General features: G+C 44.9%; 22 protein-coding genes and 1 other annotated feature (1 of these 23 running past the window's edge). Of the genes, 17 read left to right on the forward strand and 5 right to left on the reverse strand.

Annotated elements, in window-relative coordinates; genetic code table 11:
* Positions 1 to 51: 51 nt before the first annotated feature.
* From IGI66_RS00610 to IGI66_RS00625, 4 genes are all read left to right on the forward strand, one after another.
* Positions 52 to 1,428, forward strand: coding sequence for an MATE family efflux transporter (locus IGI66_RS00610; RefSeq protein WP_438847005.1), 1,377 nt, complete (start codon positions 52 to 54; stop codon positions 1,426 to 1,428).
* Between the two features lie 225 nt (positions 1,429 to 1,653).
* Positions 1,654 to 2,700, forward strand: a complete 1,047-nt coding sequence (locus IGI66_RS00615; RefSeq protein ID WP_438847007.1) for a glycosyltransferase family 1 protein — start codon at positions 1,654 to 1,656, stop codon at positions 2,698 to 2,700.
* A 567-nt stretch (positions 2,701 to 3,267) separates the two neighbouring features.
* Positions 3,268 to 3,510, forward strand: coding sequence for a hypothetical protein (locus tag IGI66_RS00620; RefSeq protein ID WP_438847009.1), 243 nt, complete (start codon positions 3,268 to 3,270; stop codon positions 3,508 to 3,510).
* Positions 3,511 to 3,519: 9 nt separating this feature from the next.
* Entirely contained in the window at positions 3,520 to 3,903 is a 384-nt protein-coding gene (locus IGI66_RS00625; protein ID WP_438847011.1) for an MmcQ/YjbR family DNA-binding protein, read from the forward strand.
* A gap of 17 nt (positions 3,904 to 3,920) precedes the next feature.
* Here IGI66_RS00625 and IGI66_RS00630 read toward each other — a convergent pair whose 3' ends face one another.
* Positions 3,921 to 4,214, reverse strand: coding sequence for a hypothetical protein (locus IGI66_RS00630; protein ID WP_010782130.1), 294 nt, complete (start codon positions 4,212 to 4,214; stop codon positions 3,921 to 3,923).
* Between the two features lie 194 nt (positions 4,215 to 4,408).
* Between IGI66_RS00630 and IGI66_RS00635 the strand changes: the two genes are divergently transcribed.
* A complete protein-coding gene (locus tag IGI66_RS00635; protein ID WP_438847013.1) occupies positions 4,409 to 5,248 on the forward strand; it encodes an aldo/keto reductase in 840 nt (279 codons plus the stop codon).
* A gap of 160 nt (positions 5,249 to 5,408) precedes the next feature.
* A complete protein-coding gene (locus tag IGI66_RS00640) occupies positions 5,409 to 5,720 on the forward strand; it encodes a hypothetical protein (RefSeq protein WP_301517484.1) in 312 nt (103 codons plus the stop codon).
* A 39-nt stretch (positions 5,721 to 5,759) separates the two neighbouring features.
* Here IGI66_RS00640 and IGI66_RS00645 read toward each other — a convergent pair whose 3' ends face one another.
* Genes IGI66_RS00645 through IGI66_RS00655 form a run of 3 tightly spaced genes read right to left on the reverse strand, consistent with a single transcriptional unit; the run spans position 5,760 to position 7,607 of the window.
* Positions 5,760 to 6,404, reverse strand: a complete 645-nt coding sequence (locus IGI66_RS00645) for an ABC-2 transporter permease (protein WP_438847015.1) — start codon at positions 6,402 to 6,404, stop codon at positions 5,760 to 5,762.
* A complete protein-coding gene (locus IGI66_RS00650) occupies positions 6,394 to 7,143 on the reverse strand; it encodes an ABC transporter ATP-binding protein (protein ID WP_438847017.1) in 750 nt (249 codons plus the stop codon). Before IGI66_RS00650 ends, IGI66_RS00645 begins: the two co-directional genes overlap by 11 nt.
* On the reverse strand, positions 7,140 to 7,607 hold the full coding sequence (locus tag IGI66_RS00655) for a helix-turn-helix domain-containing protein (RefSeq protein WP_114525253.1): 468 nt from the start codon (positions 7,605 to 7,607) through the stop codon (positions 7,140 to 7,142). The genes IGI66_RS00650 and IGI66_RS00655 overlap by 4 nt, the downstream gene beginning before the upstream one ends.
* A gap of 182 nt (positions 7,608 to 7,789) precedes the next feature.
* On the opposite strand from IGI66_RS00655, the gene IGI66_RS00660 reads away from it, so the two are divergent.
* From IGI66_RS00660 to IGI66_RS00670, 3 genes are all read left to right on the forward strand, one after another.
* Positions 7,790 to 8,290: a hypothetical protein gene (locus tag IGI66_RS00660; protein ID WP_438847019.1), complete on the forward strand. Its 501-nt coding sequence runs from the start codon at positions 7,790 to 7,792 to the stop codon at positions 8,288 to 8,290.
* A 1-nt stretch (position 8,291) separates the two neighbouring features.
* A complete protein-coding gene (locus tag IGI66_RS00665) occupies positions 8,292 to 9,599 on the forward strand; it encodes a glycosyltransferase family 2 protein (protein WP_438847021.1) in 1,308 nt (435 codons plus the stop codon).
* A 169-nt stretch (positions 9,600 to 9,768) separates the two neighbouring features.
* Positions 9,769 to 11,094 carry a C39 family peptidase gene (locus IGI66_RS00670; protein ID WP_438847023.1) on the forward strand — a complete coding sequence of 442 codons (1,326 nt, stop codon included), beginning with the start codon at positions 9,769 to 9,771 and terminating at the stop codon, positions 11,092 to 11,094.
* Positions 11,095 to 11,139: 45 nt separating this feature from the next.
* On the opposite strand, the gene IGI66_RS00675 is transcribed toward IGI66_RS00670, so the two are convergent.
* Positions 11,140 to 11,355, reverse strand: coding sequence for a zinc ribbon domain-containing protein (locus IGI66_RS00675; RefSeq protein ID WP_010782121.1), 216 nt, complete (start codon positions 11,353 to 11,355; stop codon positions 11,140 to 11,142).
* A gap of 293 nt (positions 11,356 to 11,648) precedes the next feature.
* Here IGI66_RS00675 and IGI66_RS00680 point away from each other — a divergent pair, with 293 nt between their 5' ends.
* The 8 genes from IGI66_RS00680 to gltX all read left to right on the forward strand — a co-directional run bounded on the left by IGI66_RS00680 (position 11,649) and on the right by gltX (position 21,991).
* Positions 11,649 to 12,944: a putative DNA modification/repair radical SAM protein gene (locus IGI66_RS00680; protein WP_010782120.1), complete on the forward strand. Its 1,296-nt coding sequence runs from the start codon at positions 11,649 to 11,651 to the stop codon at positions 12,942 to 12,944.
* A gap of 5 nt (positions 12,945 to 12,949) precedes the next feature.
* Entirely contained in the window at positions 12,950 to 13,696 is a 747-nt protein-coding gene (locus tag IGI66_RS00685) for a TIGR03915 family putative DNA repair protein (RefSeq protein ID WP_438847026.1), read from the forward strand.
* Between the two features lie 176 nt (positions 13,697 to 13,872).
* Complete coding sequence (locus IGI66_RS00690) at positions 13,873 to 14,829, forward strand: cation diffusion facilitator family transporter (protein WP_010782118.1); 957 nt, start codon at positions 13,873 to 13,875, stop codon at positions 14,827 to 14,829.
* A 411-nt stretch (positions 14,830 to 15,240) separates the two neighbouring features.
* Entirely contained in the window at positions 15,241 to 17,040 is a 1,800-nt protein-coding gene (locus IGI66_RS00695; RefSeq protein ID WP_438847029.1) for a glycerophosphoryl diester phosphodiesterase membrane domain-containing protein, read from the forward strand.
* 248 nt (positions 17,041 to 17,288) lie between these two features.
* A complete protein-coding gene (locus tag IGI66_RS00700; RefSeq protein WP_010782116.1) occupies positions 17,289 to 17,795 on the forward strand; it encodes a dUTP diphosphatase in 507 nt (168 codons plus the stop codon).
* A 27-nt stretch (positions 17,796 to 17,822) separates the two neighbouring features.
* On the forward strand, positions 17,823 to 19,196 hold the full coding sequence (radA, locus tag IGI66_RS00705) for a DNA repair protein RadA (protein WP_010782115.1): 1,374 nt from the start codon (positions 17,823 to 17,825) through the stop codon (positions 19,194 to 19,196).
* Positions 19,197 to 19,281: 85 nt separating this feature from the next.
* The gene (locus tag IGI66_RS00710; protein WP_010782114.1) at positions 19,282 to 20,436 is read left to right on the forward strand and encodes a PIN/TRAM domain-containing protein; all 1,155 of its coding nucleotides are present in this window, start codon (positions 19,282 to 19,284) and stop codon (positions 20,434 to 20,436) included.
* Positions 20,437 to 20,533: 97 nt separating this feature from the next.
* Positions 20,534 to 21,991, forward strand: coding sequence for a glutamate--tRNA ligase (gltX, locus tag IGI66_RS00715; RefSeq protein WP_114525261.1), 1,458 nt, complete (start codon positions 20,534 to 20,536; stop codon positions 21,989 to 21,991).
* Positions 21,988 to 22,085, forward strand: a binding site (T-box leader); it runs 101 nt beyond the window's last position. It overlaps the preceding gene by 4 nt.

Here is a 22,085-nt window from a genome sequence, read left to right on the forward strand (position 1 = left end):
TTCATAGTTAGAAATCTAACAATTATATTTCTAATAGAAGAAGGTATTCCCATGGAAGAATTTGAAGAAAACGAATCAACGATTTACTATTTAAAAGAAAGCCCTATTCGCAAAGCGATCGCTCATTTATCGATCCCGATGATGGTGGGCATCTCAGCGACGACGATCTACAACCTGATCAATGCGTACTTTATCGGGGTGATCCACGATACCAATATGATGTCTGCGATTACTTTGGCGATGCCGATCACGATCGTGTTGATGGCTGTTGGAAATATGTTTGGTGTTGGCGGAGGCAGCTTTATTACACGATTACTCGGAAGCGGGGAGACTCAAAAAGGCAAAAAGGTAGCGGGGTACTCCTTTTACATGAGCATTGCTTTAGGTGTGGTTCTGGGAATCGCCGCGATTCTTTTTATGAATCCCTTAGTCCATCTACTGGGGGCAGACGGGCAAACGTTGCTTTATACGAAACAATATTCAACGATCCTTTTTGCCGGCGGCTTTGCCTTTATTCTGAATTTCGCTTTGGAACAGCTAGTTCGTTCGGAGGGGGCTTCTAAAGAATCCATGTATGGCATGTTTATCAGTGTCGCGGTCAGTATTGCCTTAGACGCGCTATTGATTTTAGTCTTTGACCTACACGTGATCGGAGCGGGAATCTCCACGGTAGTGGCGAACCTCGCAGCAACGAGCTATTATGTTTGGTTTCTGGAAAACAAAAGTGAATCGTTAAAAGGATTCTTGAAGCATGTGAAAATTTCTGTTCAGGATCAAATAGAAATTTATAAGATTGGTGTTTCGGAATTGTTCAAATCCGCGTTTATGATCGTCACGACCTTGTTATTAAATAACTTTTCTGTTGCATATGGCGACAATGTTGTTGCCAGCTTTGGAATTGCTGTACGAATCACACAATTGCCTGAGTTTCTGACGATGGGGCTATTTTTAGGGGCGATGCCCTTGTTCGCTTACAGCTTCTCGGCTCATAATACGAAGCGGCTGAAGGAAGCGTTGAAGGAAGTTTCCTTATGGATCGGCGGCATTTCAATTGTTTTTGCATTGGCAGTTTACTTATTTCGCGCCCCCGTCTTGCATCTGTTCACCAATGATCCTCGAGTGATCCACGTTGGATTGGTCGTCTTGGCAGCCCAACTGGTCTCCTCTGTTTTTAATGGCTTTTCTGGTCTGTTTACAGGGATTTTTCAAGCCTCTGGATTGGGTGCTCAGACAGGGATCATGTCAACGATCCAAGGGACATTCTTTATTCCAGTCGTCTTACTGCTGCATCATTTCTACGGATTAGACGGCCTCATCTGGTCTATGACGATTACAGAAGGGATCGCGTTCGTCGCTGGCGTGATCATGGTGATTCCCTATGTAAACAAATTAAATAGAAATGAATTGCCAGCGATGCACGAACAATAATATCTGAATAAGTGTTATTTAAAGTGGTCTTGAAAATCAAGGTCACTTTTTTTAAATAGATTACAAGCGATTTTAAATAATAAATACTCATTTTTATTCATAAAACGAAAAATAAAGAGTTATTTTTTTACGGAAATTGACCATATTTTGAGGTATGATGAATAAGAGAAAATTCAAGAAGTAAAAAATAAACGGGATGTTCCACTTAAAAAGGAGAGAATACTTATGCCAACCAAACCATTGACGCAAATCACACTATTTACGATGGGAAGAGACAATCTGGAAAAACGAATTTTGAAAACGTATGCGGATCTATCTGACTCAGATGCTGCGATTCAGTATATTGTTGCTGTGCTGATTCGTCATTGTTTGTGTATAAGCGACTTTTCGGGAATCTGCAGCGAATTGGTAAGGGATATCTTTTTATCTGAGGAACCGACGGATGTTCTGCGAAAATTTTTCCCGTTGTTTCGTGAGGCCTTTAAAAGTGGAAAAGAGTGGGAGCAGGCCACTCGCCGATTGTATAAAAACACCAAAGAATACCACCGCTACAACAATCGATTAAGCGACAGCAAAAAATATTTGTTCGGAAAGACCACGTCTCCTGAAGAAATGGGAGGGCAGCAATACAAACTAGTCTCCACATTTGAGGATGCTGTGGGAAAGAGCCATTCTTGGAGTCTGCGGGATGCAGATCCGCATTCTTCCGCCTTGAAGATCGATGCCGTTTTAGAGCTGTTGTCTACATTGAAGATTTTTGAAAAAGACGGGATTCGCCGTTTTGTTAAACTGGAAAATTCGGAGATCGACAATTGCACACGCTATCTCAAGATCAAAAAAGGGGAGATCGTTGAGGAATCAGAGGTGCAGATTCCTGTTGAACCGACTGTCTCGATGGCCGATTTGATGAACCTGAGTGTGGATGAAAAACTAGAACTCGCGAAACAACTGTTGCCAGAAGGTATCGTTTTAACAGATATGCGTGGAGACGACCGCGAAAATCCGCAGCCAGAGATTCCGACGCCTACCGCAGCGGAAGAATGTCCGCCAGCCAATGACGAGGATCGCTCTAAAGCCCGCGAAGAACGAAAAGAAAAAACAACGAACACGCCTGCACCGGAGCAGTCATTGGCACTTTCTGCGGAAAAGAAACCCTATATCGACTTCCGAAAACCAAAAAGTGAAAAGCAAAAAAATCGTGAACGGAAAGACGAACTCTATAAACAGACGAAAAAGGGAAAGAGCCATTCAAGGAAAAAGAAAAAACGGTGAGGTAAAGGACGAGACGGACTGAATCTTGTAAAAGGGTAGAAAGCCGTATTTTTGCCCCTATTTGTCAGCCGTAAAAACTAAAAACTGTGTCGTTACGACAATGAACCAAAACTATTGAAATAAAAAAGATCCCTTCGAGTTGAAGCAGCTATGTACACCGAAGACGCCATTCTAAATCTGAGATCAGTAGAAAGAGCTATTAAGACAATGCGGTAGAGGGTATAATTTAAGATAGGCAGGAATTTTAAACTAGGGGAAAGTAAATAATTTTAAATCGCGTCCTACGGCCAATCAGCCGACGAGCCTAAATCTAAAAACAAAGGAACACCAGTTTTTTCTTACTTAACTAAAAGTGGTTTTATTCAAAAAAGTTCCCAACTTAGGCAATGCCATAAAATCGCTACTGCTTAAGACAGCCCAAAACGAAGTATACGCATGAAGGTCTACAATACTTTATGGACATTAAAATGGATGGAAGAGCAATTTTGTCGGCGGATAGATTCTCCGTTGGATCGTGAGTTGTTTTGGCTTTGGCCAGATAGTTATCACTATCTGTAGGAGAAAGAGATGCTTGATTTCGGTCGTTACGCGTTTTTTACGTTTGAAATACCCGCCCATTATTATAAAAAGGCTATTTTGTGGTCAGATTTTTATCAGTGGCATCTTGTATTAAATCGGTTATGGGAGAATGAACCTGATGAATCTGATCGGTATGAACGCATTTTTCAATTGAAAAGAAATGAGAAACCTGGAGCGATACAAGGAATAACCACAAGACTACACAAAGATTGGGTCAAAAAAATCACTTAGGAGGCCATCATGGAAAAGTCAGCTATTCAACAACGAATGGAAACGTTTAAAGCTTTTGGTGCTGCGTTGAAAGGTGCGACGGTGTATTATCGAGAGGATTGGGGCGTGCTTTATTTTGATTTGAGAGGCAAGATGTTTGGGTTGATGACCGAGCAAGCGACGGAGGAGACGATCATTACCTTGAAAAATCTACCTGAAAAAAACGAAGAGCTACGGGAGATGTATCCGGGTGTTGTGATTCCGGGTTATTATACCAACAAAAATCATTGGAACTCGATCAAGGTAGCCAGCGATGAACTAAACGATGACACGATCAAGCAGCTTATCGAGACGTCGTACCGTTTGGTGTATCAGAAGCTGACGAAGAAGGAAAAAGCGGAGATTGACGCGTAAAAAATGACGCTGCTTAATTAAGCAGCGTCATTTTCATTCTTTTTTTCGGACCAATGCAAGGCAAGGTAATAGCCTGTGATACCCATACCAATCAAGAAACAGGCGGCATCGAAACTGTTCAAAGCGGGTTTGAAGAGCGCATAGAGGACCACGACGATCAGCCAGTTCAGGATACTCCATAACACATTTGTGGAGGCAGAGGCGGATTTTTTCCATGGGACATCCCATTTTTCACCGGTAATCCCTTTAACAAAATGAGGGACTCCGTTCGCAAACAGCATACCCAAGATGATACATATAATTGAATCCATCGGAATCTTCTCCTTTTTACGTGTTCAATCTGTAGTATACCTCTTTCCGGCTTTTTTTTCTCGTGATTTTGAAAGAAATTCTTTTGGAATGAGCAGAGGATTTAACAGCAAGGAGAGGGAGGTGTTAAGGTAGATACGTACAATCAGTGAACGGAATGAATGAGAATGTTTGTAACACAAGGAGGAATTTATCGATGAAAGCACCATTGATTACTATGAATGACGGCCATCAGATACCAGCAGTTGGCTTAGGAACATTTCAGATTCGCGGTGGCGTAGGGGTCGATCAAGTATTGACGGCTATCCAGGATGGGTATCGCTTGTTGGACACCTCTACAAACTATGATAGTGAAGGCGTCGTGGGAGAAGCGATTCGTCGTTCGGGGCTTCCTCGCTCGGAATTTTTTGTGACGACCAAGCTTCCAGGAAAGTACCATGCTTACGAAGATGCGTTAATGATGATTCAAGAATCGCTTTTTCGGATGGGGCTAGACTATTTTGATCTGTACTTGATTCACTGGCCTTTGCCAAAACGCGGGCTGTATGTGGAGGCTTGGCAAGCATTAGTGCGTGCTCAAAAGCTGGGCTTGATCCGTTCTATCGGCGTTTCGAACTTTGAACCGGAGCATTTAGATACAATCATCGAAGAAACCGGTGTTACGCCTGCGGTCAACCAAATCGAGATCCATCCTTATTGGGTGCAGGAGCGCATGCTGAAGGCAAACAAGGAGCGGGGCATCTTAACGGAGGCGTGGAGTCCGCTTGGCCGCGGCAATGACGCGCTGAAGAAAACCGTCATTGCGGAGCTTGCTGAAAAACATGGAAAGACACCGGCCCAAATTATTTTGCGCTGGCACGCAGAACGGGGCATCCTTCCTATTCCAAAATCCCGCAACCTGATCCATCAACGGGAAAATCTGGCTATTTTCGATTTTGAATTGACGCAAGAAGAAGTGGGTCGGATCAATTTACTGGAAAAAGCAGATGGACGAATCGATGACCAAGACCCAAATGAATACGAAGAGTTTGAGTAGTATAGAGGCAGTGGAAAATCCATAGTTAACTAAAAAATAATCAGTTATAAAATTTTTGTTCGAAAAAAAATCTGATTATATGAGTCATTAATATTTTTATTCAAAAACGTTTTCAATTGTGGCATACTAAAAAGGAAGAGTATGCTGCAAGGGGGACGCAATGAAGAAAATCGTGTTACTAGTTGGAGTGGTGGTGGCGGCGTTTTTGATTTTTCAGGTCACGCAAAAGGGCGAAGTAGAAGAAACGGCTGTTCCAAAGGCAGCGACTTCGCAGCCAACCGAGCGCAGTGAGGCAACCTGTACGAATCGTGACTTGAACGAGCTGGATCAAGTGACCTATTCGCATCACAAAGAGTTGATGGAGGACTTGACGGGCGAAGGGGAACGTGTGAGGAAATCAACGCAAAAGGTCTTTGTAGGCGCAAGCTTAAACGAAGATGGCCGCTCTTGGTCAGGATATTTCGAAAAGTAAAACCGTTTTGATCGGATGGATCGAAACGGTTTTTTTCTGTTAAAGATTTACCTGACGGAAGCGGCGGACAGAGACGCGATAGGTCCCCCACATCATGACGACGTAAATCAGTATTCCAGCAGCTAAAATAGGCAACTGTCTGAGTTGTCCTTTAAGGGTAACGTCCTCTAGCCACGCAAGCGTTGGAAAATGGACCAGCGCCTCTACGATCATGGCGAGGATCGTTGCTGGGATCAGGCCCTTTAGGAAAGAGATCCCTACTTTATATGCAGTCTTGAAATAGCTTGTTAAAAAGAGAAAATTGAAGCAGGCAAAAAGGATCAGTCCGAATCCATAAAAAGCCGTATTTGCTTCGATGCCTACTGGATTGGGGTGGGACAAGAGCTGCAATCGCAAAAAGGCAAAGGGGATAGAGAGCACGATCGTCAACAGTTGGGAGACCAGCAGGACCAGCCATTTTCCCAAAACGACTTCTGAGCGCTTTAACGGAAGCAGTGCAGAGTAGTAGATGTCGTTGGTTTCTCGGGTATACATCAAATTTACGAAGTTCCCGATCAGACTAAAGAGAAAGACCATCGTATACGGGTATGCGGGAACCAATACCAGCGGCCCCATCAGTGAAAAGATAAACAAATTGGGATGTGCAGCTAACCGAATCTCTTTATATAGTAAGTTAGAAATCATAGTGTTTTTCCTCCATCCGAACCATAATCGCTTCCAACGTAAGGTCTCCGACATCCTCGGGGCGTTTTAGCGTTTGAAAAGACGCAATAAACTCTTTTTTCGGCGCGGCTTTGACCAGTACTCCTTCTTTAATGTAAATGATCGTATCAGCGCATTTTTCTAGATCTGAAGTAATGTGGGTAGAGAATAAAATGCTTTTTCCCCCGTCTTTGACGATCTGCTGAAAAATCGCTAGCAGCTCTTCGCGAGATACAGGATCGAGTCCGCTGGTAGGTTCGTCAAAAATAAAGAGCGTCGCTTGATGGGAGAGCGCCAGGGCAATTGAGTACTTTACCCGCATCCCGGCGGAAAGCTCCTTGATTTTTTTCGTTGGCTCCAAAGAAAAGAGCGTCAAGAATTTTTGATAAGCGGCTTCGTCCCAATCAGTATAGAATCTTTTTGTAACAGCTGTGATATCGCTGATTTTCTTTTCTTTATAAAAATCAATGCCGCCTAGAACGACCCCGATTTTCTGTTTGCAGGCACGTTCGTTTTCCAAAAAGAGCTGCTCGAACATCGTTACTTTCCCGTGATCTACAGGGATCAAATTCAGCAAGGCTTTTAAAATCGTGGTTTTCCCCGCACCGTTGACACCGATCAACCCAACGATCTCCCCTTTTGGGATATGGAAGCTGACATTGTTCAATGAAAACGTAGGATACTTTTTTGAGAGCTCCGAAACTTCCAACAGATTCATCAAGCATCCTCCTCCTTTGGTTCAAAGATCGTTTCCATCATATTCCCAGTCATTTGCATGAAGGTCGTGCTGTCGATCAAAGCGATGCCCTTGGAGGCAGGGTTCGTGTCCCCAAGAACGACCAGCGTGTCGCCAGTCTGGATATTGAACAGGTCTCGGGCTTTTTTAGGCAAAACGAGCTGACCGCGGGCACCGACGGGAACGATCCCGAAGATGTGCTTGCCTGCCGGACCGATGGGCAGACCTTCCTCCTCCTGGTTGTGCCGGATCAGATCGGTCAAAGTAACGTCGTAGAGACTGGCAAGCGCATCGCATTTCAAAATATCTGGTAAAGAATCCCCATTCTCCCATTTCGCAACGGCTTGACGCGAGACCTCCAAGCGTTCGGCCACATATTCCAATGACCACTTGTTTCGATTTCTTAAGGACCGCAAGTTGTTCGCGATCGGATTTTTCTGATTTTTCATTTTTTTCATCCCCCTTTGATTCCACTTTAGCGTAGAGGTCAGGAAAAGGAAATAAACCTTTTGTAACAAAATTGGTTCGGTTTCGTTGCAGTGAATAAAATTAAGCCGCCTTAATTTATGAAAGCATAAATGTTGTGTTTTCAGAAAACGGAGTCATAATGGTGGAGAAAGAAGGGATAGGCATGAAAAATCAAGAGAATCGCCATGAGGCAGAGAAGCGTTTTGTAAGTGATCACTTTTTCGAAAAAGGACATTGGTGGAACAAATTCTATATTGGTCTACTGACGATCGTTGGTTGGATTGCTGTATCGATCCCTATCTATTGGACCGTCTCATCCACACTTTTAAAGAATGATTCGGCGTTTTACCATGTGTGGAATGATCGTGCTGGAGAAGCCATCTATTATCATACCGGGTTTCAATTTCTTGTTTCATTAGGCATTATCATTCTGGGCGTATTTTTTCTGACAGTGCGAAACAATCATCGAATCACGCACCATGAAAAAGTAGAAAAATTGTATGATGAGGAAGGCTTGCAGACTCGAAAGGCGGCGTTGGATGCCTTCTATACAGAACGCTTTGGCTCGGAGGCGCTTCGTCACGAGGTGCGCTATTATTCTGTCCCAGAGGATAAAAATCTAGCAGATGACACAATACGTGAACGTTATAAGGAGGCAGAGTAAGATGGCGATTGATACAGGGTACCCCGTTTTAAGTGCAGTGTTGAATGTCCTGTTGTTTATTTTAGTCAGTTACCCTGTTCTCGGCGCCTTTGTTTGGCTGATCGAAGTCATTTTTTACCGAGTGCTCTTTCGTCATAAAAAGACGACGTTCGAAGAGATTCCCGTCTCTGAGGAACCCTTTGTTACGATCATGGTGCCTGCGCACAATGAAGAAGTGGTGATCGAGGAGACGCTAACGTATTTATTGAATGAACTGAACTACCACAATTATGAAGTGCTCGTGACAGACGACGGATCGACCGATCAGACACCTGAAATATTGGCGCGTCTGCAAAAAAACTATTCTCGGTTGCGGGTTCTGCGAATCGAGAAAAACAAAGGAAAAGCCCATGCCTTCAACATCGGAGTAGGTTTTGCGAAGGGTGAATACATATTAAGCAACGATGCTGACACGATCCCAGAGGCGGATGCACTTTGGAAATACATGAATTATTTCATGACCGAAGCAGATCAAAACGTGGCGGCAGTAACAGGCAATATGGATGTTCAAAATCGCTCGAAGATCATTGAAAAGGCGCAGACAGTTGAATTTTCCAGCATCGTCGGAGTGATCAAACGCGGGCAGCTCGGTACATTAGGAACGATGTATGCCTATAGCGGTGCGAATACGATGTACCGGAAAGATGCGTTGATCGATGTCGGCCTGTTTCGCCAAGACCGGGCAACAGAGGACATCAGTATTGCGTGGGATCAACAATTAAACGGTTGGATTCCGACCTTTGCACCAGATATCATGTTTTTCATGGGGGTGCCCAACACCTTGAAGATGCTCTATCGGCAACGGAAACGTTGGGCAAAAGGCGGTACAGAAGTGTGGTTGACGAACATGAAGAAGGTGCCGCTGCATCCCATCAAATATTTTGAACAGTTTTTACTGTTCATTGACCAAACCTTCAGTATTTTTTGGAGTTTGTATTACTGGGTATTTTTAGCGGTCTTTCTAGGAACGATGCTCCATGCGTTTGTCTTGGGAGACTACGATCGAATCTTCCATATGCTGGCGCTGTCCTTTATCTTTGTGAATTTTGAGATGCTGGCAGGGTTCATGCAAGTGGCCGCAGCACTGATCATTGATGACAGTGGGCGAAAATTGAAATACCTGATTTTTGCGCCATTCTATATGTTGATCTATTGGATGATGAATGTGCTGACGATCGCGACGACCTTCATCCCGGCTATCAAAACAATTTTAGGATTCGGCACAGGGACGTGGGTCAGCCCGACCCGTGTTTCGATCAGTAAGGAATAACAATATTCGTTTAAACTTCGCGTAAACTCGCGGAGTTTTTTTATTGGAAAGCGTATTAAACGACGAAAAAAAAGATACAAAGTATAATGAAATAATTGATATAATCAATATGTTGATTTCTAAATGAAAGTTGTCAATTGAAGTATAGAATGAGGAAAGGGATGTTCAAATGAAAAAGCGTGTATTACTGGTTTGTTTGGTTACCTTATCAGCCTTTGCCGCACCAACGGTCATCCAAGCTGAAGATGCTGCGCAAACGAGCCTATCGGAAATACCTTCTGCACCGAGTGAGAGTGACACTTCCGAAAGCGCTATCCAACCGGCTGAAGGGGAACGCACTGTGCAGAGCGCACCAGCGTCTCAAGAGCCAGAGACAGCTGCGGAAACTCAGACCGCCGTGGTCAACGGGGAAGTCGTGGAAGTGGAGCCGCCGCATAAAGACGGACAAGATGAAGCGAATGCGACGCAAGCACCGAAGGAGGAGCTGCGAGAAGGCAATGCCCGATCTTTCCGCGCCGCTGTGGCATCGGTTCCCATGTACCGTCTGTACAATCCAAACAGCGGGGAGCATTTTTACACGAAGACAACCAGTGAACGGGACCATTTGCGTTCTGTGGGCTGGCGGTATGAAGGGATCGGCTGGCAAGCGCCGACTGGCGGAAATCCCGTGTATCGACTCTACAATCCAAACGCTGGAGACCATCACTACACCTTGCTCGCCAGCGAACGAGATCATTTGAAAAAAGTAGGTTGGCGTGACGAGGGAATCTCTTGGTATTCACCAAGCTCAGGGATTCCATTGTATCGGCTGTACAATCCAAATGCGCGATCAGGAGCGCATCATTATACCCCCATCACTTCGGAACGGGACAATCTAAAACGAGCGGGTTGGCGTGACGAAGGAATTGCTTGGTACGCGGTCAGCGGCGGTGAACAAAGTCATGAAGACTATCGCTTATTGGGTGTGAAGAATTACAATCAATATGCCTTGGGAGCACCTAGCGGCTGTGAAGGCGCGTCCTTGCTTCAAGCTTTGCAATACAAAGGCAAGCTAGGCGGCTGGAGCCTGCGTTCGTTTTTGAACACGATTCCGAAATCACCGAATGGGAATCCGAACAACGGTTTTGTAGGATCTCCGTTTGTTGAAAATTCCTATACGTATTCAGCGATCTATCCAGCACCGTTAACGAGCTGGGGACAAAAATATGGGAACGTCCAAAACATTTCAGGCAGTTCAATGAATACATTGATCAACGAAGTCAAAAATGGCAATCCCGTAGTGGCGTGGGTGACGATCAACTTCCAACCGATCCGTTGGGGGAATTGGAACTTCGGTGTCGCTGCCAACAACAACCATGCAGTTACGCTAGACGGCTACAACAAGGCGGGCAACCAAGTCCATGTGTCCGATCCGATCAGCGGCTCTTACTGGGTGAACCGTACGACCTTTGAAAATATCTACAATGCAAGAAAATACGCAGTAGTGGTTCGATAATCCTGGACAAACAAAAAAAGCGGCGCGCGCCGCTTTTTTTGTTGTTTAGCCTCCACCCATCAAGAAATCGAGGATGTTCCAGCCATCTGACGTTTCCCCACGATAAAGCTCTGTAAATCCACATGTTTTACAACTGATCGTAATAAACTTTTTATTTTGGACATCAAAAATCTTCGCAAAATTCCCACCCGTTGCTTGGAACTGATCGGATAGATAATGCTGCCCCCCACACTTCTCACAAACATATTGTTTTCTTTCCATTTTTATCACACTCCTTTTAGGTTGGCGCCTGTATGTTCAAGCAGTATACGACCGAACACCGTGTATGAATCAGGCCATTTTTCGTAGTCCGTATTTTTTATCGCCTGTGAAAGGTTCGATGCGCATTCCTTCTATTGCTTTAAATTATAGGGAAGTCTTGGACCCGCTTCATCCGTCTTTAGCAGTATCTATCAAATTCTTTTTTGACAAAACAGCAGTTATCTGGTTAAATAAGAACATACGTTCGTATCGTGTGGAGCGATTCCGCGACTACGAATAAGGAGTGATTTTCGATGGAACTGGAAAGAAAAATAGAAATTTTAGCGGAGTCTGCGAAATATGATGTTTCTTGTTCCAGCAGCGGCGTGGAGAACAATACCCGATCAGGAACAGTCGGCAGTACGGCGGTATCCGGGATCTGCCATTCCTTTACCCCCGACGGCCGATGCGTCTCGTTATTAAAATTATTATTTACGAACGCGTGTATTTTTGACTGTCACTATTGCATCAATCGTAAATCCAATGCGATTCCGCGGGCGACGTTCACCCCGCAGGAAGTGGCGGATCTAACGATGGATTTTTATATGCGCAATTATATCGAGGGCTTGTTTTTAAGTTCAGCGATCATAAAGAATGCGGACTATACGTGCGAGCTTTTGATCAAGACCTTGAAAATTTTGCGTGAAGAAAAAGGCTTTCGCGGCTACATCCATGTCAAGGCGATACCTGGCGCGGATGAAAAATTGATCGAGCAACTGGGCTTTCTGGCGGATCGGATGAGCGTCAATGTTGAACTGCCTTCCCGCGAGAGCTTGAAGTTACTGGCGCCGGACAAAGACCCGTTTGACTTATATAAACCAATGAAGCAAATCACGACGGTAAAAAAAGAACAGGAATTTTTGCCAGCGGTTCGACGCGGTCCAAGCTTTGTCCCCGCCGGTCAGTCTACGCAGATGATCATCGGGGCCAGCCCTGAGAGTGACCGTTCGATCGTGAAAATCTCAGAGAATTTGTATCAGAAGTATCAATTGAAACGGGTCTATTATTCGGCGTATATCCCAGTCAATCAGGACAATTTATTGCCTGCTGTGACGACAGAGCCGCCATTGCTGCGGGAGCATCGCTTGTATCAGGCAGATTGGCTGCTTCGCTACTACAAATTCACAGCGGATGAGATTCTGTCAGAAGACAAGCCGAACTTTAATCTTTACCTTGATCCGAAAGCCAATTGGGCGGTCCAAAACTATCAGCGCTTCCCCGTAGATGTCCAGACCGCCACCTATGATGATTTACTGAGGGTCCCCGGGATCGGACCGAAAAGTGCGCAAAATATCGTCAAAGCACGAAAGTATTATCGGCTGCATCTGACGGATTTAAAAAAACTAGGCATCGTGATCAAACGGGCACAGTATTTTATCGCCTGCAACCATGAGACACCTGCCGGTTTGATCAAGGACCCTGAGTGGATCATCGCTTCGTTGATTTCTTCAAAGCAATACAATGTACTGAAAAAACAAAACACACAATCCACGAGTGAACAACTGTCGCTCTTTGATGTGGAGCGGTTTGAACATGCGAAAAGTAGGTGACGTCCATGCGCGAGTCAGCAGAACATTGGGAATATGATGGCAGCTTCCTTGGATTTATGACGATCGTGGATCGTAGTTTTCGTGAGAAGCAGTTTCCGGCAGTGATTTTATCGCCGGAAACTGCGGTGGAAAGTTTGTTTTTAACGGAATGGGTAAAGACAGATCCGATTCGCGGCGAGAAAATTTACCGTCGTTTGCGGCAGCGAGTGAGACCGGAAAATTTTTTGTTCATTCAAAATGGGTTTTATGCCACGCTTGAAGGCAAAGAACGTTATTTATTGGATGCCATCGAAATTGCGTTGCAAACCAAAGACCTATTGGAAAATCATTTGGGGCATCCATCCGTCTTGGCATTGCGGAAAAGCATTCGAACACTGCTGGGAGAAAACCACGCCTTGACCGGCTTTGTTCGTTTTGAATACGTCGGTGAGGTGCTATTCAGTAAAATCGCCCCGAAGCACTATGTGATGCCGTACCTTTGCCCCCACTTTGCGGAGCGTTATCCGCAGGAAAAAATCATGATCTACGACGAGACCCATGAAGTTTTAGGGATCATCGATCATGGCAGTATCCACCTCATGGAAAACACCACCTGTCCAGAATTTTCTGAAGCAGGCGACGAACAGGCCATTCAACACCAATGGAAGACATTCTTACAGGCGGTCACGATTGAGGCGCGGGCAAATTATAGAGCCCAGCGGAATCATTTGCCGTTGCGGTTCCGCGGGAATATGACAGAATTTAAAACGTAGCTGCTGGTTATGGATAGATTTTTTTGAACAGTTTCAGAGGTCAAACGGGCCAGTTTTTCTCCTTGGATCAGCTTTCGACAGCTACTGAAACAATAAGTAAGGTTCCTAAGAGCTTTGCGTTCATGATTTTTTGATTCTGCTTTATAATGGGAACTATTAGGAAGCGAGTGAATCACATGGAAGAGAAAAAAACGCAAGGATCAATGGCGGTCCTGGCGGCGCTATTTGCCAACGTGCTGGTGGCGGTCAGCAAGTTTATCGGCTACATGCTCAGCGGCAGTGCAGCAATGATGAATGAAAGCATTCATAGTGTAGTAGATTGCAGCAATCAAATCTTACTGTTGTTTGGTGATCGACGGGCCGCTCGCGGGCAAAGTGAGCTGCACCAGTTTGGTGAGGGACGTGCCAAATACTTTTTCAGTACGATCGTTGCTACGATGTTATTTTTTGGTGGGGGTGCATTGGGGATCTGGGAAGCAGTGGAGAAGCTGTTTCATCCCAGTCACGAAGTCGCCAACCCATTGATCGTGTTAGGTATTTTGGTTTTCGGTATTCTCGTCGAAGGCAGTTCGCTGCGTGTGGCGGTGAAAGAAATCCACGAATTAAATACAGAAAAATTGCCATTATTTAAGTTTTTACATGAAAGCCGTCACAGCGAGATCTTGATTATTTTTACGGAGGATTTTTGTGCCGTGATCGGGTTGGTGATCGCGATTATCGGGACGCTGTTGACGATGGTCACTGGGAATCCGATGTTTGATGCATTGAGCGGTCTGCTGATCGGGATGATGCTGCTATTTGCTTCGATCTTTTTGGCTCGGGAGTTTTACAGCTTGATCATAGGAGAAAGTGTCTCTAAAAATGACTTGCTGAAAATCCAAGATGCCTTTAAACGCGACGAAGTAAAAAAAGTGATCGACATTAAAACGGTCCATTTAGGTCCAACAGAAGTCATGATCGCCGCCAAGATCGACATCGCCGATTCCTACGAAGGCGTGAGTTATGATATCGTCAATCAAATCGAACGAGTGATTCGCCGAGCCTTGCCGGATAAGAAGGCGTATATTTACATCGAAACCGACGAATTCGATCCAGATTACGATCGCAAACGTCAAAACCAATCGGACACATAACCCTGTGCCCGATTTTTTGCCAGTTCTACTTCCTGCTTCAGCAGGTTTAGTAGAATGGTATGCGTGATGAGAATAGAGCTCATTTTTTCTCAGGAAAAATGACTACCTCGAGCAGGAAATAGCGGCCAGTTCTACTTCCTGCTTCAGCAGGTTAGTAGAATGGTATGCGTGATGAGAATAGGGCTCATTTTTTCTCAGGAAAAATGACTACCTCAGGTCTGGAAATAGCGGCCAGTTCTACTTCCTGCTTCAGCAGGTTTAGTAGAATGGTATGCGTGATGAGAATAGGGCTCATTTTTTCTCAGGAAAAATGACTACCTCAGGTCTGGAAATAGCGGCCAGTTCTACTTCCTGCTTTAGCAGGTTAATAGGTATACAACGATAACTTTATTTAAAGGGAGGGTCAATAAGATGTCTTCACTGCGTTTTTTCTTCACCTATTCACGAGAGTTTCTGCGTCATTGGGGGAGCTATATCCTTTTGATTGTTGGAACGAATATTGTTTTAGAGATGTTGGCGATCCCGCTTTTTCAGTTTCTAACGGCATTCATTTTGAAACAGGGAGAGATCCCGTATGTTTCTAACACGAATATTGTCACGATAATCACCCAGCATCCCGCTGTTTTGATTGCTCTGCTATTGTTGCTGGCAGTCATATTGACGGTGATTTTCTTGCAGTTTACGTTCCAGTTGTTTGGGATCAAAAGCATCCAAACAAAAGAGGACCGCTCGTTATGGGAGATTTTTAAGCAATCACTTTACCATATGCGGCATTTGCGTCCGACAACATTCTTTTTCTTCCTATTTTATTTTGTATTGATCCTTCCCTTTGCCAATGCCATTTTCCGTACTCCGTTGTTGAGCAAAGTAACGATCCCGGTTTTTATAATAGAGTATTTGAATGAGCATCTGACCTTCCTTCTATTATTAATGGTTCTTTCGTTGCTCGTGTCCTATATTGGGATTCGGTTATTGTTTGTCCTTCCCCTGATGATTTTTTCGGATGCCGCTCCTAAAGAAGCCGTGCGCAAAAGTTTAGAGTTGACGCATCATCGGTTTTGGCACTATGCATGGCGTATCTTTCTTTTGACCACCTTTTTATCCATTGTTTCTTTTGTAGGGTACGGGGCAAGTTACGTGTTGCAAGTGCTGCTGGATCTATTTCCGCGTCCGATTCCTGCGATCGGGGCAATGGTCACATTAACGAGCATCCAATTTTTCAGTCAATTGATGCTGGCTTGGGCGACGGTGCTGTATTTCAGTGTTCTAGTCCAAAAATTCTTTCCGCTGGTGATCAGCGGGGAACGGCCATTGCGTATGATCCGTCCCAGCTTGTGGACGCGAATCGCTGCGGCAGCGCTATGTGTATTTTTTGGCGGGTCGATCCTGTTTAGCAATGTCATGTATTTGACGGGGCTGGAGGATTCCACGCCGTTTACCATTTCCCATCGAGGGGTCGATAATGGCAATGGCGTACAGAACACGATCCCCGCGATGGCGGCTACGATCAAAGAAAAGCCGGACTACATCGAGATGGATATTCAAGAAACCAAGGACCGTCAATTTGTCGTGTTCCATGATAAAAATCTGAAAAATCTCACGGGAAGAGACCGGACGACTCATGAAATGACCTTGATCGAGCTGCAAGATCTGCAAGCGGTGGAGAACGGTCATGTGGCGCCTGTGGCAAGTTTTGATGATTATTTGGCTTTTGCGAATGAGCACCATCAAAAACTGCTGATCGAGATCAAAACGAACGCTGATGATTCCGAAGACATGGTGGATCACTTCATCGAGAAGTACCAGCAGACTATTTTAGCTAATCATCACCGTATCCATTCTTTGGATTACAATGTGGTAAAAGCGTTGAAAGACAAGGCACCAAAGTTGTATGTCAGTTATATCTTGCCTTATAATTTAGTCTTCCCGCAGACACCGGCAAATGCCTATACGATGGAGGAAACGACGTTGACCAGCGATTTTGTTCAACGAGCCCATCAAGAGGATAAGGAAGTGTATGCGTGGACAGTCAATAACGCTGATGCCATGGATCGAATGGTCTCGCTGAACGTCAACGGGATCGTGACCGATGACCTCAAGACGCTGCAGGAGCAAATTAAGACCTATGAGGAAAATCCCTCGTATGCCAAACGAATCGAGATGTACATCAATCGATTGCCGGCGCTGGATCAGCGGATCAGTGAAAATTAATCTAGTACAAGAAAAAATCATTAAATTTCCATAGAGTTTTCGCAAAAGATTTTCTAACAGCCGCCTGCTCTATGGTAGAATAGCAATATATTTCACAAAGGAAATTCGACCTGTCATGCGGGTGTTGTCGAAGAATTTGTCTGTCTCAGAACGGTTTCGACAGAGGCAGATGCAAGAGGACACGCAGGAGTCGGCGGATCTCCAGGTTGAAAAATTCTTTAAATAGGAAGTAAAAAAAGGGGTTTACGATGAGCAAACGTGGTTTTGAAGTAATTAAAGCGTATCAAGATAAGGCGATCCATTTGCCAAAACGAGCAACAAAGAACGCCGCAGGCTATGATTTTGAAGCTGGAGAAGATGTCGTGATCCCAGCGATTTGGAAGCAAGTGATCGCACACTTTACCAAAGGTGCAGAAGCATCAGAAAAAATCGTGAAACCCGTGCTTGTCCCAACAGGAATCAAGGCATATATGGGAGAAGATGAATACTTGCAGCTTGCCAATCGTTCAAGCAATCCGTTGAAACGATTCATTACATTAAGTAACGGGATCGGCGTGATCGACAGCGATTACTACAATAATCCAGACAACGAAGGCCATATCATGTTCCAATTTTCAAACTTCGGCTTGACGGATATCACGATCAAAAAAGGTGAACGAATCGGGCAAGGAATTTTCTTACCGTTTCTTAAAGCAGACAATGATGATGCAGATACAGAACGTAAAGGCGGATTTGGTTCGTCAGGAAAACAATAAATAAATTAAACGAGTGAGGCGAATGTTTTGGCAAAAAAATCCAAGACACAGTTTATCTGTCAGGAATGTGGGTATGTTTCGCCTAAATATTTAGGTCGGTGCCCGAGTTGCGGCAATTGGAATACGATGGTGGAGGAAGTGGAACCCAATCACCCTGAAGACCGAAGAAATCGTGTCAGTCTAACGGGAGAACGTGCGACTCCGACCAAGTTAAAAGATGTCGTCTTTAAAAAAGAAACGCGGATTCAAACAGAATTAGCAGAATTGAATCGGGTTTTAGGCGGCGGCGTCGTTCCAGGGTCCTTGGTTTTGATCGGCGGAGATCCTGGGATCGGAAAGTCGACCTTGCTGCTGCAAGTTTCGCATCAATTAGCGGCGACGGGGGGCAATGTGCTATACGTCTCGGGGGAAGAAAGCGCGCAGCAGATCAAGCTGCGGGCAGAACGCCTAGGGTCAAGCGACACGGATTTCTACCTATATGCAGAGACAGACATGGGAGAGATCAGTCGAACGATCGAGAATTTGAAGCCTGACTATGTAATCATCGACTCGATCCAAACCATGACCCAACCGGACATTACGAGTGTGGCAGGCTCGGTCAGTCAGGTTCGTGAAACGACAGCCGAATTATTGAAGCTGGCGAAAACGAACGGGATCGCCATTTTTATCGTTGGTCACGTTACAAAAGAAGGAAATATCGCCGGTCCGCGTATGTTGGAGCATATGGTAGATACAGTGCTGTATTTCGAGGGGGAGAAGCACCACAGCTTCCGTATCCTGCGAGCAGTCAAGAACCGTTTTGGCTCGACCAACGAGATCGGGATCTTTGAAATGCGGGAGCGCGGCCTGGTAGAAGTCGCGAATCCCTCTCAAGTGTTCTTAGAGGAGCGCTTGGAGGGGGCGACTGGATCAGCGATCGTTGTTGCGATGGAAGGCAGCCGGCCCATTTTGGTCGAAGTGCAAGCCTTAGTCACACCCACGGTTTTCGGCAATGCCAAGCGAACGACGACGGGTCTGGATTTCAACCGCGTGTCGTTGATCATGGCTGTTTTAGAAAAACGTGCCGGACTGCTGCTGCAAAATCAGGATGCCTATTTGAAGGCAGCCGGCGGCGTAAAATTAAATGAGCCCGCGATCGATTTAGCGGTAGCGATCGCCATTGCTTCCAGCTACAAAGAAAATGGAACGGAAGCGACAGAGTGCTTTATCGGCGAAATTGGTCTGACTGGTGAGATTCGTCGGGTCAACAGCATCGAGCAGCGAGTAAAAGAAGCCGGCAAATTAGGATTTAAAAAAATCTATCTGCCTAAAAATAATATGGGCGATTGGAAGCCGCCGAAAGGGATCGAATTGATTCCCGTGGCGACGCTAGGAGAAACATTAAGAAAAGTATTCCGTTAATAAGCGGCAGTGCCGGCAACCATTCCGGCACGCCCTTTAACTAAAAGTTTTACAAATACAAGGAATAGAATTTAGGAGGGATGGCATGCAAAAACGTGTGTTAACAATAATCATCGCGTTGATCGGGATCAGCTTAGGGATCACATTTTTACCTGTGGCATGGCTGGCGATCGGTTATCAAGACAACATGTGGTTGAATAATTCATTTACGAATGGCCTAATCGGTGCAATTATTTTTTATATTATTTCTTTGGCGATCGTAGAACCAATCACAGTTGGTGTAAAAAAAATCGAGAAACAATTAAATGAATTGAGTTTGACGTATATCTTATTCGGAGTGGTCGGTGCGATCTTAGGACTGACGCTGGGATTGATCGGGACAACACCCCTGTATCAAATTCCGATTCCGTTTATCAACAGCGCCTTACCGATCTTGATCATGCTTCTATTAGGATACCTAGGTTTCCGAATGGGAACGACACGGATCGATGAGTTGAAGAAATTTTTCGGCGGCAGAAGCAAAAAAGCCGAGTCGAATGAAGGCGAAGTGCTTGAGCGCAAGGCCGACGATCATTTCCATAAATATAAGATCTTAGATACGAGCGTGATCATTGACGGGCGGATCTATGACATCGCAAAGACAGGATTTTTGGAAGGCGTTTTGATGATTCCGAATTTCGTGCTGTATGAATTGCAATACATTGCTGATTCTGGAGATAGTTTGAAACGAGTGCGTGGGCGTCGCGGACTGGATATTTTGAATTCGCTGCAAAAAGAAGAAGGCATCTCAGTTGAGATGTACGATGGCGACTTTGAAGATATCAGCGAAGTGGACAGCAAGCTGATCAAATTGGCGAAGCTGTTAGATGGCGTGATCGTTACGAATGACTACAATCTAAACAAAGTTTCTGAGTTCCAAAACGTGGCGGTCTTGAATATCAATGCCTTAGCAAATGCCGTCAAGCCAGTCGTGATCCCAGGCGAGAACATGAACGTTTTAGTGGTAAAAGCTGGAACGGAGCGCCAACAAGGGGTGGCGTATTTGGATGATGGAACGATGGTCGTTGTCGAAGACGGTCAGCATTATATGAACGAACACATCGAAGTGGTCGTAACGAGTGCGTTACAGACAGCCGCTGGTCGAATGATTTTTGCAAAACCGGCGCATTCCAGCCGCAACATCAAAGACGATTCACCGAAGGAAAAGTTGGATTATACCAATGACAAGGCAGGGAAATAACAGTCCAGCTTTACTAAACAGTGGATTGATTGTACAATTTGGAGTGAGTAGCAAATGCTTTTCAATTTGCTAAATAAGCGGAAAGAGGAACTAATATATGTCAAAAATTCGTGTGCGCTATGCACCAAGTCCAACAGGACACCTACACATTGGAAATGCGCGAACAGCATTGTTCAACTATCTGTTTGCCCGTCATAACGATGGGGAGTTCATCATTCGGATCGAGGATACTGATTTAAAAAGAAACATCGAGGATGGCGAGAAAAGTCAGTTAGAGAATTTGGCTTGGTTAGGGATCAACTGGGACGAATCACCAGCGAATCCTGGAGAATATGGTCCTTACCGTCAATCTGAGCGTCGTGAAATTTATCAACCCTTGATCGACCAATTACTTGCCAGCAATTTAGCGTATAAATGCTACTGTACATCAGAAGAGCTGGAAGAAGAGCGTGAAGCGCAGCGTGCCCGTGGCGAGATGCCTCATTACTCAGGCAAATGTGCCAATCTGACTCCTGAAGAACAAGCGGAAAAGGAAGCACAAGGGTTAGAACCTGTGATTCGTTTCCGTGTTCCTCGCAACACGAGCTTTGCATTTGATGACATGGTCAAAGGCGAGATCAGTTTTGAATCGGATAACGTCGGCGGCGACTTCATCATTCAAAAACGTGACGGCATGCCAACGTATAATTTTGCGGTAGCAGTGGACGATCATTTGATGAAGATCACTCATGTTTTACGTGGGGATGACCATATCGCCAATACACCAAAACAATTGATGATCTATGATGCTTTCGGATGGCCGCGTCCAACGTTTGGTCATATGACTCTGATCATCAATAGTGAAACAGGTAAAAAATTAAGCAAACGCGATGAAAGCATTTTGCAGTTTATCGAACAATACCGCGAATTGGGCTACTTGCCAGAAGCGATGTTCAACTTTATTACATTATTGGGCTGGTCACCGGTAGGCGAAGACGAAATCTTCTCGCAAGAAGAACTGATCAAGATTTTTGATACCGATCGTTTGAGCAAATCACCAGCAGCATTTGATCCGAAGAAACTTGAATGGGTCAATAACCATTATATTAAAGCGATGGATTTGGATACATTCGCTGAACTATGCTTGCCTTATTTAATCAAGGCTGGTAAAGTCGAAGAAAATCCAACACCTGAACACAAAGAATGGGTAAAACGCGTCGTTAGCCTATACCAACCACAAATGAGCTACGCTGCAGAAATTACGGAAGTATCCAGTCTTTTCTTCCAAGACCATCTAGAGTTGGATGAAGCCGCAAAAGAAGTCTTAGCCGGAGAAGGTGTTCCGACAGTATTAGCGGCATTCAAGGCGCAATTAGAAGCGATGGATACAGTCGATGCTGCCAGCGTCTTAGCAGCGATCAAAGCAGTACAAAAAGAAACAGGCATCAAAGGAAAGAACCTTTGGATGCCGATCCGTGTAGCAGTCAGCGGTGTGACACATGGACCAGAATTGCCAGAAACGGTTGAATTATTAGGCAAAGAAAAAGCCTTATCACATTTAGATCAAGTTATGTAAACACATAGAAGAGAAGAAGTAGCAAGCGGAGATGTTCCAGAGAGATTGCGGATGGTGGAAGCAATCATATCAACGCTTACGAAATGCATCTCCG

The organism is Enterococcus sp. AZ048, assembly GCF_051715125.1.
GTDB lineage: Bacteria > Bacillota > Bacilli > Lactobacillales > Enterococcaceae > Enterococcus_A > Enterococcus_A gilvus.

What these genes read in the sequence shown, in the direction of transcription:
- IGI66_RS00610 (WP_438847005.1), top strand. Translation starts at nt 52, where the DNA reads ATGGAAGAATTTGAAGAAAACGAATCAACGATTTACTATTTAAAAGAA.
- IGI66_RS00615 (WP_438847007.1), top strand. Translation starts at nt 1,654, where the DNA reads ATGCCAACCAAACCATTGACGCAAATCACACTATTTACGATGGGAAGA.
- IGI66_RS00620 (WP_438847009.1), top strand. Translation starts at nt 3,268, where the DNA reads ATGCTTGATTTCGGTCGTTACGCGTTTTTTACGTTTGAAATACCCGCC.
- IGI66_RS00625 (WP_438847011.1), top strand. Translation starts at nt 3,520, where the DNA reads ATGGAAAAGTCAGCTATTCAACAACGAATGGAAACGTTTAAAGCTTTT.
- IGI66_RS00630 (WP_010782130.1), bottom strand. Translation starts at nt 4,214, where the DNA reads ATGGATTCAATTATATGTATCATCTTGGGTATGCTGTTTGCGAACGGA.
- IGI66_RS00635 (WP_438847013.1), top strand. Translation starts at nt 4,409, where the DNA reads ATGAAAGCACCATTGATTACTATGAATGACGGCCATCAGATACCAGCA.
- IGI66_RS00640 (WP_301517484.1), top strand. Translation starts at nt 5,409, where the DNA reads ATGAAGAAAATCGTGTTACTAGTTGGAGTGGTGGTGGCGGCGTTTTTG.
- IGI66_RS00645 (WP_438847015.1), bottom strand. Translation starts at nt 6,404, where the DNA reads ATGATTTCTAACTTACTATATAAAGAGATTCGGTTAGCTGCACATCCC.
- IGI66_RS00655 (WP_114525253.1), bottom strand. Translation starts at nt 7,607, where the DNA reads ATGAAAAATCAGAAAAATCCGATCGCGAACAACTTGCGGTCCTTAAGA.
- IGI66_RS00660 (WP_438847019.1), top strand. Translation starts at nt 7,790, where the DNA reads ATGAAAAATCAAGAGAATCGCCATGAGGCAGAGAAGCGTTTTGTAAGT.
- IGI66_RS00665 (WP_438847021.1), top strand. Translation starts at nt 8,292, where the DNA reads ATGGCGATTGATACAGGGTACCCCGTTTTAAGTGCAGTGTTGAATGTC.
- IGI66_RS00670 (WP_438847023.1), top strand. Translation starts at nt 9,769, where the DNA reads ATGAAAAAGCGTGTATTACTGGTTTGTTTGGTTACCTTATCAGCCTTT.
- IGI66_RS00675 (WP_010782121.1), bottom strand. Translation starts at nt 11,355, where the DNA reads ATGGAAAGAAAACAATATGTTTGTGAGAAGTGTGGGGGGCAGCATTAT.
- IGI66_RS00680 (WP_010782120.1), top strand. Translation starts at nt 11,649, where the DNA reads ATGGAACTGGAAAGAAAAATAGAAATTTTAGCGGAGTCTGCGAAATAT.
- IGI66_RS00685 (WP_438847026.1), top strand. Translation starts at nt 12,950, where the DNA reads ATGCGCGAGTCAGCAGAACATTGGGAATATGATGGCAGCTTCCTTGGA.
- IGI66_RS00690 (WP_010782118.1), top strand. Translation starts at nt 13,873, where the DNA reads ATGGAAGAGAAAAAAACGCAAGGATCAATGGCGGTCCTGGCGGCGCTA.
- IGI66_RS00695 (WP_438847029.1), top strand. Translation starts at nt 15,241, where the DNA reads ATGTCTTCACTGCGTTTTTTCTTCACCTATTCACGAGAGTTTCTGCGT.
- IGI66_RS00700 (WP_010782116.1), top strand. Translation starts at nt 17,289, where the DNA reads ATGAGCAAACGTGGTTTTGAAGTAATTAAAGCGTATCAAGATAAGGCG.
- IGI66_RS00710 (WP_010782114.1), top strand. Translation starts at nt 19,282, where the DNA reads ATGCAAAAACGTGTGTTAACAATAATCATCGCGTTGATCGGGATCAGC.
- gltX (WP_114525261.1), top strand. Translation starts at nt 20,534, where the DNA reads ATGTCAAAAATTCGTGTGCGCTATGCACCAAGTCCAACAGGACACCTA.